Origin of the sequence: Pseudomonas sp. GM102 (genome assembly GCF_000282555.1) — a bacterium.
GTDB lineage: Bacteria > Pseudomonadota > Gammaproteobacteria > Pseudomonadales > Pseudomonadaceae > Aquipseudomonas.
Window position 1 is genome coordinate 82,069 of the sequence record NZ_AKJB01000049.1, and the last position, 14,287, is coordinate 96,355.

At 59.1% G+C, this 14,287-nt stretch carries 14 protein-coding genes and 1 riboswitch; of the genes, 7 read left to right on the plus strand and 7 right to left on the minus strand.

Annotation, left to right across the window (positions count from 1 at the left end; genetic code table 11):
* Positions 1-4 precede the first annotated feature (4 nt).
* Positions 5-238, minus strand: a riboswitch (cobalamin riboswitch).
* 154 nt (positions 239-392) lie between these two features.
* Both PMI18_RS18670 and PMI18_RS18665 read left to right on the plus strand, forming a co-directional pair.
* The gene (locus PMI18_RS18670; RefSeq protein ID WP_007898940.1) at positions 393-989 is read left to right on the plus strand and encodes a hypothetical protein; all 597 of its coding nucleotides are present in this window, start codon (positions 393-395) and stop codon (positions 987-989) included.
* Positions 990-1,057: 68 nt separating this feature from the next.
* The gene (locus tag PMI18_RS18665) at positions 1,058-2,371 is read left to right on the plus strand and encodes a PQQ-dependent sugar dehydrogenase (RefSeq protein ID WP_007898941.1); all 1,314 of its coding nucleotides are present in this window, start codon (positions 1,058-1,060) and stop codon (positions 2,369-2,371) included.
* A 171-nt stretch (positions 2,372-2,542) separates the two neighbouring features.
* On the opposite strand, the gene PMI18_RS18660 is transcribed toward PMI18_RS18665, so the two are convergent.
* From PMI18_RS18660 to PMI18_RS18640, 5 genes are all read right to left on the minus strand, one after another.
* Positions 2,543-3,079: a C40 family peptidase gene (locus PMI18_RS18660; protein WP_007898942.1), complete on the minus strand. Its 537-nt coding sequence runs from the start codon at positions 3,077-3,079 to the stop codon at positions 2,543-2,545.
* A gap of 165 nt (positions 3,080-3,244) precedes the next feature.
* Positions 3,245-3,883 (minus strand): C40 family peptidase, encoded by a 639-nt coding sequence (locus PMI18_RS18655; RefSeq protein ID WP_007898943.1) that lies wholly within the window; start codon positions 3,881-3,883, stop codon positions 3,245-3,247.
* Between the two features lie 225 nt (positions 3,884-4,108).
* Positions 4,109-4,813, minus strand: a complete 705-nt coding sequence (gene hda / locus PMI18_RS18650) for a DnaA regulatory inactivator Hda (protein WP_007898944.1) — start codon at positions 4,811-4,813, stop codon at positions 4,109-4,111.
* Between the two features lie 230 nt (positions 4,814-5,043).
* Positions 5,044-6,117 carry an AI-2E family transporter gene (locus tag PMI18_RS18645; protein ID WP_007898949.1) on the minus strand — a complete coding sequence of 358 codons (1,074 nt, stop codon included), beginning with the start codon at positions 6,115-6,117 and terminating at the stop codon, positions 5,044-5,046.
* A 30-nt stretch (positions 6,118-6,147) separates the two neighbouring features.
* Positions 6,148-7,206, minus strand: a complete 1,059-nt coding sequence (locus tag PMI18_RS18640; protein ID WP_007898950.1) for a DUF2066 domain-containing protein — start codon at positions 7,204-7,206, stop codon at positions 6,148-6,150.
* Between the two features lie 388 nt (positions 7,207-7,594).
* On the opposite strand from PMI18_RS18640, the gene purM reads away from it, so the two are divergent.
* Genes purM through PMI18_RS18625 form a run of 3 tightly spaced genes read left to right on the plus strand, consistent with a single transcriptional unit; the run spans position 7,595 to position 10,037 of the window.
* The gene (gene purM, locus PMI18_RS18635) at positions 7,595-8,653 is read left to right on the plus strand and encodes a phosphoribosylformylglycinamidine cyclo-ligase (RefSeq protein ID WP_007898953.1); all 1,059 of its coding nucleotides are present in this window, start codon (positions 7,595-7,597) and stop codon (positions 8,651-8,653) included.
* Between the two features lie 11 nt (positions 8,654-8,664).
* Positions 8,665-9,315 (plus strand): phosphoribosylglycinamide formyltransferase, encoded by a 651-nt coding sequence (gene purN, locus PMI18_RS18630; protein WP_008013876.1) that lies wholly within the window; start codon positions 8,665-8,667, stop codon positions 9,313-9,315.
* A gap of 8 nt (positions 9,316-9,323) precedes the next feature.
* Positions 9,324-10,037 (plus strand): DUF3108 domain-containing protein, encoded by a 714-nt coding sequence (locus PMI18_RS18625; RefSeq protein WP_007898957.1) that lies wholly within the window; start codon positions 9,324-9,326, stop codon positions 10,035-10,037.
* Positions 10,038-10,107: 70 nt separating this feature from the next.
* Here PMI18_RS18625 and PMI18_RS18620 read toward each other — a convergent pair whose 3' ends face one another.
* Positions 10,108-10,572 carry a DUF3859 domain-containing protein gene (locus PMI18_RS18620; protein ID WP_007898959.1) on the minus strand — a complete coding sequence of 155 codons (465 nt, stop codon included), beginning with the start codon at positions 10,570-10,572 and terminating at the stop codon, positions 10,108-10,110.
* A gap of 286 nt (positions 10,573-10,858) precedes the next feature.
* Between PMI18_RS18620 and PMI18_RS18615 the strand changes: the two genes are divergently transcribed.
* Entirely contained in the window at positions 10,859-11,275 is a 417-nt protein-coding gene (locus PMI18_RS18615) for an OsmC family protein (protein WP_007898961.1), read from the plus strand.
* Between the two features lie 61 nt (positions 11,276-11,336).
* On the plus strand, positions 11,337-12,224 hold the full coding sequence (locus PMI18_RS18610; RefSeq protein WP_007898963.1) for a pirin family protein: 888 nt from the start codon (positions 11,337-11,339) through the stop codon (positions 12,222-12,224).
* 145 nt (positions 12,225-12,369) lie between these two features.
* Here PMI18_RS18610 and htpG read toward each other — a convergent pair whose 3' ends face one another.
* Positions 12,370-14,274, minus strand: coding sequence for a molecular chaperone HtpG (gene htpG, locus PMI18_RS18605; protein WP_007898964.1), 1,905 nt, complete (start codon positions 14,272-14,274; stop codon positions 12,370-12,372).
* Positions 14,275-14,287 lie beyond the last annotated feature (13 nt).

The following is a 14,287-nucleotide window of genomic DNA, read 5'->3' on the forward strand; positions in this document are numbered from 1 at the left end:
GTGATGCCGTTGGATGAATCAGGCCGGTCTCCGGGCTCATGAGCAGCTTGCGCCTGACTGCGCGCCTTCCCATGCCATTAGTCGACACAGTGGCTCAAGGCGCAGTTTTCACTCATTTACCGTTGCGGGGGCAGCGCCGGGATCGTGACGCTTCGTCGCTTGACGATAGTCACTCACCGGCTTCCCTGTTTCACTCTGTCGGCCACCGCCACAGAGCACCTGAAACAAGCCGCGAAGGTTAGAGGGTTGGGGGTGGAGCGTCAATTGAAGACAAAGCGCGGGCGAGCGATATACTGCCGCCGATCAAATTTCTGACACCCAACTTGCACCACACTGTCAGCAGTGATATCAAAGCGCCACAACCCAACATCACAATTACAAGGGTGAGCAACATGCAAGGCATGATCATCAGCAATCCGAAGCTGGAATTCCTGCGACCGGTGCTGGAACGCTGGTTTGACTGTATCGACCGCTACAACGCTGTACGCGGCGATAACGACACACCTTATTGGTACGACGAAAAAGCCAACCTCGGCCTGCTCTCCGCCGCGGCCTGGATGGCAGAAATGGTCACCTTGCAACAAACACCTACGCGCAAGCAGAACGAAGAAGGCGAACGCAACGGCCGCGCCGATCTGTTTATCGCCACTCCCGAAGCCACCGCCGAACAACGCGCCTACCTTCAAGCCACTCAACGCTGGCCGCGGGTCAACAGCCTGAACCTGACTCAGGCGCTGCAGGACATCACCAGCGAGGCCAAGAGGATCAGCTACGCCAGCGACCTGAAACTTGGTTGCCTGTTCGTTGCGCCGCAAAAAGCTCAGCAGAGCGCTACACCGGAAGAACTCCAGGACATGCTCGACGACCTGCAAAAGGAACCCAGCTGCGCCGTGGCCTGGTATTTCCCGTACGCCTATCGCAAGTTGCGCAATGAAGCAGGCAACTACCATCCAGGGATCGCCGTATTGTTCAAGGAAGCCCGCGGCTGACGGGTTGAACCATCGAACGTCTACGCTTCTCTATGATTACGTCAATGCATTCATAGGGAAGATCAGTAATGCGCAAACCCCAGCTCGTTTTCATCATCGCGCTCGCCGGAGGGCTCGCCGCCTGTGGTGAAACCTCCAGCCTGCAAGTCTCGGACGGCACAGGCCCCTCGCCCAAGCTGCCAGAACCGAATAAAACCCTGATCCCGACGGTGAACATCGCCCCGGCAATCGGCTGGCCTGAAGGTAAGAAACCCGTCGCCGCGGCAGGGACTCAAGTGGCGGCGTTTGCCGAGGGCCTCGATCATCCGCGCTGGCTCTACGTATTACCAAACGGCGATGTGCTGGTGGCCGAAACCAACGCGCCGACCAAACCCGATGATGGCCAAGGCATTCGCGGCTGGGTCATGGGCAAAGTCATGGGCCGCGCCGGTGCCGGCGTCCCCAGCCCGAACCGCATCACCCTGCTGCGGGACAAGGACCACGACGGCGTCGCCGAAACCCGCACGGTATTCCTGGAAAACCTCAATTCGCCTTTCGGCATGACCCTGGTCGGCAATGACCTGTACGTCGCCGACACTGATCGCCTGCTGCGTTTCCACTATGAAAACGGTGAGACGGCGATCAAGTCGCAGCCGATCAAGGTGGTCGACCTGCCGGGCGGCACGCTGAATCATCACTGGACCAAAAACGTCATCGCCAGCAAGGATGGCAGCAAGCTGTACGTCACCGTGGGCTCGAATAGCAACGTCGGTGAAAACGGCATGGATCAGGAGGAAGGCCGCGCGGCGATCTGGGAAGTGGATCGCGCCACCGGCAATCATCGGATCTTCGCCTCGGGAATTCGCAATCCAAACGGCCTGGCCTGGGAACCGCAGAGCGGCGCACTGTGGACTGCCGTCAACGAGCGTGACGAAATCGGCAGCGACCTCGTGCCGGACTACATCACGTCCGTGAAGGACGGCGGGTTCTACGGCTGGCCTTACAGCTATTACGGCCAACACGTCGACATTCGCGTCGAACCGCAAAAACCCGATCTGGTGGCCAAGGCCATTGCCCCAGACTACGCGGTGGGGCCACATACCGCGTCACTGGGCCTGACATTTGCCGAAGGCAGCAAACTGCCCGCGCCGTTCACTCAAGGTGCATTCATCGGCCAGCATGGCTCGTGGAACCGCAAGCCACACAGTGGCTACAAAGTGATTTTCGTGCCGTTCAACGCCGGCAAACCGACCGGGCAACCGGTGGATGTGCTCACTGGCTTCCTCACTGATGACGAAAAAGCCATGGGCCGGCCGGTGGGTGTTGTGATCGATCAGCAAGGAGGCTTGCTGGTGGCGGATGATGTGGGGAACAAGGTGTGGCGCGTGTCCGCGGCTAAGTAATCAGCTCTGACCGTAGGAGCGAGGCTTGCCCGCGAAAGCGGTGTGTCAGTCGATATCAATGTTGACTGTGCTGCCGCCTTCGCGGGCAAGCCTCGCTCCTACGGTTTATTGCACAGCGTCAACCTATCGCCCAGCACGAGTCATCCGTCAAGCAAGCGATGACAACTTCCGCTACGGATTATGTGCCAGGTGCTCAGGTTGCAAGACGCGCTTGGCGCTCAGGTAGGCTTTCTGCCAGTAAGCCTTGGACAAGCTGTCCAGCTTGACCGTGCCGCCTGTGGCTGGCGCGTGGACAAAGCGGCCTTCGCCGACGTAGATCCCGGCGTGGCTGACTTGGGAACCGCCATTGGTGGCGAAGAAAATCAGGTCACCGGTTTGCAGGCCTTCCTTGCCGACACTAGGGGCCTGCATGCCGATCATTTCGCGGGTGGAGCGCGGCAAGGAAATGCCGGCGACATCGCGATAGACGTAACCGATCAGACCGCTGCAATCGAATCCGGAATCCGGCGTGTTGCCGCCCCAGCGATAAGGCGTTCCCACCAGGCCCAGCGCGCGAAACAGCACGTCTTCTGCCGCAGGGGAAAAGGCTTGGGAAGGACCGAAAACAATGGGAGCGCGAACCACCGGCGCAGGTGGCGGTGTGCGGCTGGCGCAGGCGCTGAGCAGCGCTGCGAAGAACATGAGTGCGAGGCGGGCCGACATCGTCATAAACAGAACATCCTGATCTGGCTGCGGCTTTTTCCACCGAGAGGGCAGAAAAGAAAACCGCCTGCGCAGAACGCAGGCGGTTTGCCATCAATAATAGATCAGGATTCTAGCGGCTACGCGGCAAACTTCAAGTAAGACTTTAAGTTCGCCTTACAAACTGTCCGCTTACTTGCGTGCCGTGACGATGGCCGGGGCCGCAGTCGGCGCCATCGCGAGTGCGCGCTTGGCTTCGATGAAGGTTTTGCTCCAGTAGCTGTCGCCCAGACTATCGATCCGCACACCACCGCTTTTGCGGCTGCTGGAGTGGATGAACTGGTTGTCACCCAGGTAGATCCCGGCGTGACTGACACGACCGCGACGACCATTGGTGGCGAAGAACAGCAGGTCACCCGGTTTGAGGGCGCTGCGAGCAACCAGAGGAGCGTCAACGTTGATCATTTCGCGGGTGGAGCGCGGCAGGTTCATGCCGGCCTCTTCACGAAACAGATAACCGATGAAGCCGCTGCAGTCGAAACCAGCCTCGGAGGTGCCGCCGAAACGGTAACGGGTACCGATCAGGGACATGCCACGTTCGAGGATGCTGTCGGCCAGAACCGGAAGCTGGTAAGACTTGCCGCCGGCGAAGTCTGCCAGTTCTTTATCGGTGGCCAGCTCTTCCTGGAAAAGAACGGAAGAAGACTGCGCGGTAACTGAATTTGAAACCTGCTGTTGTGGCGCTTGCTGAGACACTGGAGTGTGAGCAGCGCAACCGAACAACAGGGTGACGAGTGCGAGAGGCACGAGGGGTGCGAAGCGATTTAGCATGGGCACGACCGTGGCTGATAGTTTCTAAAGAAGCCGCGACTATGCCCGCTATCAACCTCATTTGCAAATTCAATCGATCTTTATGTGACTTATCGGTTTCTCGTTTACATCTAAGCGCTTAAGCCCATTTTGAACCTTTGCGCAGCCTGCCCTCTTGCAGGAAAGCGGATTTGTTGACGCCTGGAATATGCCGAAACCTGCGTAAAACCTGGGCTTGATCAGTTTTTACCAACCCAGCGTTTCTTTCAGGAACGGAATTGTCAGCTTGCGCTGAGCTTGAAGGGAGGCCTGATCGAGACGTTCAAGCAGCTCGAAAAGCGCACTCATGCTGCGGGTCCCACGGGTCAAGATAAAATGCCCGACTTCGTCGGTCAGGTGCAGACCACGACGGGATGCGCGCAACTGCAAGGCACGCAGTTTGTCTTCATCAGAGAGTGGACGCATCTGGAAGATGAGTGCCAGCGTCAGCCGCGACTTGAGGTCTGCCAGCTTCACCGGCAGTTCACGCGGGGACGTCGAGGCGGCGATCAGCAGACGCCGGCCGCTGTCACGCAAGCGATTGAACAGATGGAACAGCGCCTCTTCCCAATCCGCCTTGCCGGCGACCGCCTGCAGATCGTCCAGGCAGACCAGTTCGTATTGTTCGAGGTTATCGAGGATTTCGATGCCACGGTCCAGCAACTCGGCCAACGGCAGGTACACCGCCGGCTCCCCCAGTTGTTCGAAGCGCAGACACGCCGCCTGCAACAAATGCGTGCGCCCTACCCCGTCCTTGCCCCAGAGGTAAATCAGGCTTTCCGTCCAGCCGGCGTCGGCTTCGCAGAGCCGCTCGACATAGCCGAGTGCAGCGGCATTGGCGCCTGGGTAGTAATTGATAAAGGTAGCGTCATCACGCAGACGCACACCTAGGGGCAGCTGAATCGGTTTCATGCTGACTGAACAGTTCCAAAGGAACCGTTAGTGGCCTCTGTGTAAAGTTTGCGAAGTTTATACCCGTGAGGCTGACCGCACAATGCGACAGACCACAAGCAAAATCAAAGGTTTGCGATAACACACTGGTTTTATGACAGTTTCTTTGGCGGCGCATGTGACAGCCACACGAGGGAGACGGGCAAACCTGGCACGAAACCAGACTGCCCGCTACGAGCGATCAAAAAACCTTATGGCTCAAGTTCTTCGACACCGCTGTAGATATCCGAGTCCTTATACAAATCATGCATGTGACGCACCAGCACCATGATCACCGCCGCCACCGGCAATGCCAACAACACACCGGTAAAACCAAACAGCTCGCCGCCGGCCAGGATCGCGAAGATCACCGCCACCGGGTGCAGGCCGATCCGGTCGCCCACCAGCAACGGTGTCAGGACCATACCTTCCAGCGCCTGGCCAACCATGAACACCGCGACAATACCGATCATGGGATACAAATCGCCACCGAACTGGAACAGACCGGCAATTAATGCCGCACCAATTCCGATGACGAACCCCATGTACGGCACGATCGCCGCCAACCCGGCAATCAGGCCGATCAACAGCCCCAGCTCCAGCCCGACGATCATCAAACCTGCGGCATAGATCACGCCCAGCGCCAACATCACCAGCAACTGCCCGCGCACGAACGCCCCAAGCACCTCATGACATTCTTCCGCCAGGGACATCACACGCTCTTCACGATCACGCGGCAGCAGGCTGCGGATCTTGGCCATCATCAGGTCCCAGTCGCGCAGCAGATAAAAACTCACCACCGGAATCAGCACCAGATTGGCCAGCAGGCCAATCAGCGCAAGACCTGAAGCCGTCGCCTGACTCAGCACCACGCCGACGACGTCGGTGGTCTGGCCCATGTGCTCGCTGAACGCCGCCTTGAGCTTGTCGAACTTCCAGAAACCGTCCGACAACCCCATCTTCGATTGCGCCCACGGCACGGCGGTGTGCTGCAACCAGTCGAGCATTTGCGGCGCCAGTTCATACAAGCGAAACAACTGCTTGGCGAGCATCGGCACCAACACCAACAGCAACGCGGTGACGAGCAATGTGAACAAGGCAAACACCGCCACCACGCCCCAGGTCCGTGAAAGGCCGTACTTTTCCAGCCGATCCACCAGCGGGTCGAACAGATAAGCCAGCAACAGCGCCACAAGGAACGGCGTCAGGATCGGGTGCAACAGGTAAACAAACGCGCAAAGCAGGACCACCCCACCGAGCCAGAACCAACGCCGTGTATCGGCCATGTACCACTCCTGCTTCTATATAAAGAAAAACTACCAGCGAAAACGTAACTGCGGCGTCGGCGCCGGGGCCGGCGCTGCGACCGGTGTCGAGCCAGCCGCCACGGGTTGAACAGGCGGCGCGGGGGCCGGCGCTTCACCGGCCGGAATTTCCTGCAACCTGGCCAAAGACAACTGCGCGCGCAGTTGATCGGGGCTGCCGTTGACCCGATAAAGCACGCGATCACCGTCGACACTTTGCAGGCGTGCACCAAAAGGCTCCAGCAAACGCCCGAGCGTCGCATAACGCTCCAGGCTCATCCCCTGCACTTCCAGCAATTGCTCGCTCGAGGCACCCGGCTTGGCGACAAAACGCGGCGCCAGGCGTTGACTGACAGCCAGCATCACCGCATCGGCCAGCGCAGCGGTATCGGCGCCCTGCACGCTACCGGCTTCTTTCTGATCGCCCAACCATAAACGCCACTTGGCTTGCCATTGGCCACCCTCTTCACGGGCATGCACCGCCAGCAAAGCGTCGGCATTGTAACGGTCGGATGCGTCACGCAACGGCGCCGGGTCTGTACTTTCCAGATTCGGCGCAGTGGCGACAATCTGCTCGTCCAGGTCCGCCAGCGGCAAACGCAGCGGCAGACCACGATGTTGCGCCGCTCGAAGCAGTGGCGTGGCGCTGGCCTGGCCATCGCCGACCAGGCTCGAGCCTTCGGTGGATTCGTTCAACCACCAACCGAGGATCGATGGCCGGTTGGCCCCCCACACGGCCAACCCGGCACGCCGCAAGGCCTGTTCGGTGGTGGCTGGATCGAAATCGACCTTCAACACCTCCGGCGGCCCGGCGTCATAACCGAACTGACTGATGATCTGCTGAGGGTCTTTGCGCACGGTCACCAGACCCGGGCTCTGTGCCGCCTTGGGGTCGCCGGTCAGGCGCAACACCAACGTATCCAGCGCCCGCTGAGTCGCCTGATCGCGCTCCTCCGGCGTCTGGCCGCTGACAGGCTCGCGTACTTGATAGAGGCCTTTGACGGTTTCGGCATGACTGGTCAGGCTGACCATGGTTAAACAGCCGACGAACAAGAATTTAAGAAAACGCATAAAAAGATTCCTGACGACAAGAGCGGCTGGAACAGACCGCGTGAAGATGATTGAACCAAGGGTCTGTTGACCACACGCTCAAGCAAAACATTCACCCGATCACGGTAAGTTTTCGCACTGTCATAACGATAGACGGTTAACGTCGATACCTTATACAGCCATCCGGGACCTCACCAACACGGGCAATATCGGTTTTTTTAACGCGATATGCCCCTGCCCGTCGGCACGAGGATGGCCGCTGCCCCTCAAGCCTGATAAAATCGCGCGCCTTCGCAGACCGGCAACAGCCGGGCACCCTGAAATTCGCCGATGGCACTCGCCTTCGTCTGTTTCGGCGGTCCCACTGGACTCGGTCGTTACCCCTGAATCCCCCCTAAAGGCCTGGATCATGAGCAAGCAACCCTCCCTGAGCTACAAGGACGCCGGTGTAGACATCGACGCCGGTGAAGCATTGGTCGAACGCATCAAGAGCGTCGCCAAGCGCACTGCGCGCCCGGAAGTCATGGGCGGCCTGGGCGGTTTCGGCGCCCTCTGCGAAATCCCGGCCGGTTACAAGCAACCGGTACTGGTCTCGGGCACTGACGGCGTCGGCACCAAACTGCGCCTGGCGCTGAACCTGAACAAGCACGACAGCATCGGTATCGACCTGGTTGCCATGTGCGTGAACGACCTGGTGGTCTGCGGCGCCGAGCCGCTGTTCTTCCTCGACTACTACGCCACCGGCAAACTGAACGTCGAAACCGCGACCCAGGTCGTGACCGGCATCGGCGCTGGTTGTGAACTGTCCGGCTGCTCCCTGGTCGGCGGCGAAACCGCTGAAATGCCTGGCATGTACGAAGGCGAAGACTACGACCTGGCCGGCTTCTGCGTTGGCGTCGTGGAAAAGTCCGAAATCATCGACGGTTCCAAAGTCGCTGCCGGCGATGCCCTGCTCGCCCTGCCGTCTTCCGGCCCGCACTCCAACGGCTACTCGCTGATCCGCAAGATCATCGAAGTGTCCGGTGCAGACATCGAAAACATCCAGCTCGACGGCAAACCGCTGACCGACCTGCTGATGGCCCCGACCCGCATCTATGTGAAGCCGCTGCTCAAGCTGATCAAGGAAACCGGCGCCGTCAAAGCCATGGCCCACATCACCGGTGGTGGCCTGCTGGACAACATCCCGCGCGTTCTGCCAAAAGGCGCACAAGCGGTGGTTGACGTCGCGAGCTGGACCCGTCCTGCTGTCTTCGACTGGCTGCAAGAGAAAGGCAACGTCGACGAAAACGAAATGCACCGCGTACTGAACTGCGGCGTCGGCATGGTCATCTGCGTCGCTCAAGAGCACGTTGAATCCGCGCTGAACGTGCTGCGTGAAGCCGGCGAGCAGCCTTGGGTCATCGGTCAGATCGCCACCGCTGCCGAAGGCGCGGCCTCGGTTGAACTGAAGAACCTCAAGGCACACTGATGCAAGAGCGGATGTCCCAGACCTGTGATGTGGTGGTGCTGTTGTCCGGCACTGGCAGTAACTTGCAGGCCTTGATCGACAGCACGCGGACCGGCGACAGCCCGGCCCGCATCGCTGCGGTGATTTCCAACCGCGCCGACGCCTACGGCCTGCAACGCGCCAGGGACGCGGGTATCGACACCCGCACCCTGGATCACAAGGCTTTCGAAGGTCGCGAGGCCTTCGATGCCGCGCTGATCGAACTGATTGACGCCTTCAACCCCAAACTCGTGGTACTGGCCGGCTTCATGCGCATTCTCAGCGCTGGCTTCGTGCGCCACTATCAGGGTCGCCTGCTTAATATCCATCCCTCGCTGCTACCCAAATACAAAGGGTTACACACCCATCAGCGCGCGCTGGAGGCCGGCGACACTGAACACGGCTGTTCCGTGCACTTCGTCACCGAGGAACTCGATGGCGGACCACTGGTCGTACAGGCAGTAATACCGGTAGAGTTGCACGATTCGCCGCAGAGTCTGGCGCAGCGAGTCCATACCCAGGAACACCTGATCTACCCGATGGCCGTACGCTGGTTTGCCGAAGGTCGTTTATCACTCGGTGAACAAGGTGCTTTACTGGACGGACAGTTACTCGCGGCCAGCGGCCACTTGATTCGAACCTAGGAGATTTTATGCGTCGCGCCCTGCTCTTCGCTTGCGCTCTGCTCGCCCTGCCGTTTGCGCAGGCGGCAGACCTTCAACCTTTCTCCGCCAGCTACACCGCCGACTGGAAGCAGCTGCCCATGAGTGGCACTGCCGAACGCAGCCTGACCAAGGGAGCCAACGGCGTCTGGAAACTCAGCTTCAAGGCGTCGATGATGATCGCCAGCCTGACTGAAGAAAGTACCCTGACCCTGGACAAAGACACGCTGCTGCCGCAGTCCTACCACTTCGAACGTGGTGGTTTGGGTAAAGCCAAGAAGGCTGACCTGGATTTCGACTGGACCAACAAAATGGTCACCGGCACCGATCGTGGTGACCCGGTCAAGATCCCGCTCAACCGCGGCATGGTCGACAAATCCACTTATCAGCTCGCCTTGCAGCACGATGTGGCCGCTGGCAAGAAAAGCATGAGCTATCAAGTCGTCGACGATGGTGAAGTCGATACCTATGATTTCCGCGTGCTGGGCTCGGAGAAAGTCGACACCAAGGCTGGCCAGATCGATGCAATCAAGGTCGAGCGCGTGCGCGACCCGACTCAAAGCAAGCGCATCACCGTGCTGTGGTTTGCCAAAGACTGGGATTACCTGCTGGTCCGTTTGCAACAGGTCGAAACCGACGGCAAGGAGTACAACATTATGCTCCTCGACGGCACGGTCAACGGCAAGACGGTCAAAGGCAGCTGATTCGAAACGACATGAAAGCCCCGCAAACGCGGGGCTTTTTTTCGTCTGGCATTTGGCTGGGCGATAGCAATCAGCGCACGGTAAAGCGTTGCTGGGCCAGCAGACGGTCGCCCTGGAACACCATGAAACGCCATTCACCGGGAACGACTTCATGGCTTTCGGTGAACTCGAAGGCCATCAGGTCCTGCGGAGCACCGGGTACCAGTTTCTGAGTCACTTCCAGTTTGTCGTGACGCACGCCATCCGGCGTACGGATGCCCGGCGTGAAATAGAGCAAAGTCAGCGGTTGGTCTTCGGCGACCTTGCCGGCCAACTGGTAACGCATACCGAACTTGGTGCCGAGTTTGGCGGGGACGATTTCGGTTTGCTGGATCTGTTCATTGCTGCGGCGCAAAACTCGCTCGCCCGATTGCAGTTCGGCTTTCGGGCCAGCGAACACGCCATATTCCACCGGGCCTTCGACGCGGACTTCGGCACAGGCCAGACCACTGGCGAACATCATTGTGGCCAGGACGGCTAAACGGGTGAGGTGCATGGTGCGCTCCTTGATTGAGATGAGCGCGAGGATATGACGCCGGGGTGACAGGACGATGACAAGTTCAGTGAAATCCTGTAGGAGCGAGGCTTGCCCGCGAAGAACGATGACGCGTAATGCCTGAAAAACCGCGGTGCATTCTTCGCGGGCAAGCCTCGCTCCTACAGGTACTGCGTTTTAGTCAAATCGCCTGGCAAGAAAGCGGAACGCGAATTTGAAGGGATGCTCTATAACTTCAGGGTCTTTTTTGATCGAATGACTTTTCCCAATGCCTGCGAGGTTTCTTATGACTGTTACCGTCAACACCGTCTCCGCCGAAGGTTTTCGTCACAGCGTCCAGATCGATGACCACGAACTTTTTGCCGACGTGCCGAAAACCTCTGGCGGCGAAGGCACGGCGCCTGAACCACACGACTACTTCGACGCAGCCCTGGGTGCCTGTAAGGCCCTGACGCTGAAAATGTATGCCAGGAAAAAGGGCATCCCGCTGACGGGCGTCGAGGTTGAGGTCAAGCGCGACAACAGTGAAGAGCAGAAAGGCAAATACGCCCTGCACGTCGAACTCACGCTCAAGGGGGTGCTGACCGATGCCCAGCGTGACGAGCTGCACCGCGTGGCCGACCGCTGCCCGGTACACAAGCTGATGACCACCTCTGAGGTCAGCATCGAAACCCATCTGTCCGAAGGTGCCTTCAGCCAATAGCGGCAAGGGCTGCGCCAGCGGGTTATGCTCCCTGCGTCACCCGCTCAGCCTGGAATGCACCATGAACACGCCACTCGTGATCCGCCCTCGCGCCGAAGATGTCGAAGGTCAGCCGATTCTTCGCCCGTTGCCGTCAGCAAAATGCCGCAACGTCGGGCCTTTCGTGTTTTTCGACCATATGCTCGAAACCCGTTATCCGGCGGGCAAAGGCATGAACATCCGTCAGCATCCACACATCGGCCTGTCCACCCTCACCTACCTGTTCGAAGGGCAAATTCAGCACAAGGACAGCCTCGGTTCCGATCAGGTGGTGAATGCCGGCGATGTCAGCTGGATGACCGCCGGCAGTGCAATCGCCCACGTCGAACGCACACCCGAACCATTGAAAGACAGCGAATTTACAATGCACGGCTTACAGATCTGGCTGGCTTCGCCCAAGGATCGTGAACACGGCCCAGGACACTACAGCCACCATCCGGCTGCCACGCTGCCCGTCAGCGATAACCTTGGGGTGAAGATACGGATGATCGCCGGGTCAGGCTTTTGCCTCGAATCGCCGGTCCCGGTGCTTTCTCCTACGTTGTACGCCGAATTGAACCTGCAAACGGCGACCACATTGCTGATTCCCACCGAGCATGAAGAACGGGCACTGTATGTGCTGAGCGGTGAAGCGCAACTGGATGGCGAGCTGCTGGAGCCGCACTCGTTGGTGGTGTTGCCGGCCGGAGAAGAGATGACACTGTTTGCCGAGAGCGACTGTCATGCCGTGCTGTTTGGTGGCGCGCCGCTGGATGGGCCACGGCGGATCAACTGGAATTTCGTCGCCAGTGATCCGGCGTTGATCGATGAAGCACGTCGACGCTGGGCGGCCGGGGATTGGCCGACAGTGCCGGGGGAAAGCGAGCGGATCGAATTGCCGAAACACCGAAGCCCGCCAACGCCCCTGTAATTGATCGGCTGATCGTTCCCACGCTCTGCGTGGTTGCAGCCCGTGACGCTCCGCATCACTGGACGCGGAGCGTCCCTAGAGGCATTCCCACGCAGAGCGTGGGAACGATCAAAAAACCCGCCGAAGCGGTTTTTTTACAACGCGGTTAAACCGACAGTTCAACCAGCAGCTTGTTCAGACGGCGCACATAAGCGGCCGGGTCTTTCAAGCTGTCGCCGGCCGCCAGGGCCGCCTGATCGAACAGAATGTGCGACAGGTCGCCGAAGCGCTCGTCGCTCTGCTCGTTGTCGAGTTTCTCGATCAGCGGGTGAGCCGGGTTGAATTCGAAAATCGGCTTCGAATCCGGAACCTTCTGACCGCTGGCCTCCAGGATCTGACGCATTTGCAGGCCCAGGTCCTGCTCGCCGATGGCCAGAATCGCCGGGGAATCAGTCAGACGATGGGAGACCCGCACTTCAGCAACGGAGTCGCCCAATGCCGTCTTCAGACGCTCAACCAGACCTTCTTTGGACTTGGCGACTTCTTCCGCAGCTTTCTTGTCTTCTTCCGAATCCAGATTGCCGAGGTCCAGGTCACCGCGTGCCACGTCGACAAAGCTCTTGCCGTCGAAGTCGTTGAGGTAGCTCATCAGCCACTCGTCGATGCGGTCGGTCAGCAGCAGCACTTCGATGCCTTTCTTGCGGAAGACTTCCAGGTGCGGGCTGTTTTTGACTTGCGCGTAGGTTTCGCCAGTCAGGTAGTAGATCTTGTCCTGACCTTCCTTGGCGCGAGCCAGGTAGTCGGCCAGACCCACAACCTGCTCGCCGTCGTCGCCCTGAGTGGACGCGAAACGCAGCAGGCCAGCAATTTTCTCTTTGTTGGCGAAGTCTTCTGCCGGGCCTTCTTTCATGACCTGACCGAAGTTCTTCCAGAAGCCTTTGTATTGCTCAGGCTCGTTCTTCGCCAGTTTTTCCAGCATGTCCAGAACGCGCTTGGTCAGCGCCGACTTCATGGAGTCGATGATCGGGTCTTTCTGCAGGATTTCCCGCGACACGTTCAGCGACAGGTCGTTGGAGTCGACCACGCCTTTGATGAAGCGCAGGTACAGCGGCAGGAACGACTCGGCCTGATCCATGACGAACACGCGCTGCACGTACAGCTTCAGGCCTTTCGGCGCTTCACGCTGGTACAGGTCGAACGGAGCACGGGTCGGCACATAAAGCAGCGAGGTGTACTCGAGCTTGCCTTCGACCTTGTTGTGGCTCCAGCTCAGCGGGTTTTCGAAATCGTGAGCGACGTGTTTGTAGAACTCCTGGTATTCCTCGTCTTTCACTTCAGTGCGAGGACGAGTCCACAGGGCGCTGGCGCGGTTGACGGTTTCCCACTCGGCGGCCGGCTGCTCTTCGCCTTCGGTAGCAGCCACTTCTTTCGGCAGCTCGATCGGCAAAGCGATGTGGTCGGAGTACTTCTTGATGATGTTACGCAGACGCCAGCCATCGGCGAATTCGTCTTCAGCGGACTTCAGGTGCAGGACGATGCGGGTACCACGGTCGGCTTTCTCGACGGTGGCGATTTCGAATTCGCCTTCGCCCTTGGACGACCAGTGCACGCCTTCGCTGGCAGCGAGGCCGGCACGGCGGCTGAATACGTCGACTTTATCGGCGACGATGAAGGCCGAGTAGAAACCGACACCGAATTGACCAATCAGGTGCGAGTCTTTTTTCTGATCGCCAGACAGGTGTTTCATGAAATCGGCAGTGCCGGACTTGGCGATGGTACCCAGATGGGTGACCGCATCGTCACGGCTCATGCCGATGCCGTTGTCTTCGAGGGTGACGGTTTTAGCGTCTTTGTCGAAGCTCACACGGATTTTCAGCTCCGCGCCGCCTTCCAGCAAGTCAGGCTTGGCCAGCGCTTCAAAGCGTAATTTGTCGACAGCGTCAGAGGCGTTCGAGATCAATTCGCGAAGGAAAATTTCCTTGTTGGAATACAGCGAATGGATCATGAGGTGCAGCAGTTGCTTCACCTCGGTCTGGAAGCCCAGGGTTTCCTTTTGAGTTTCCACACTCATGGTCATCAAACTC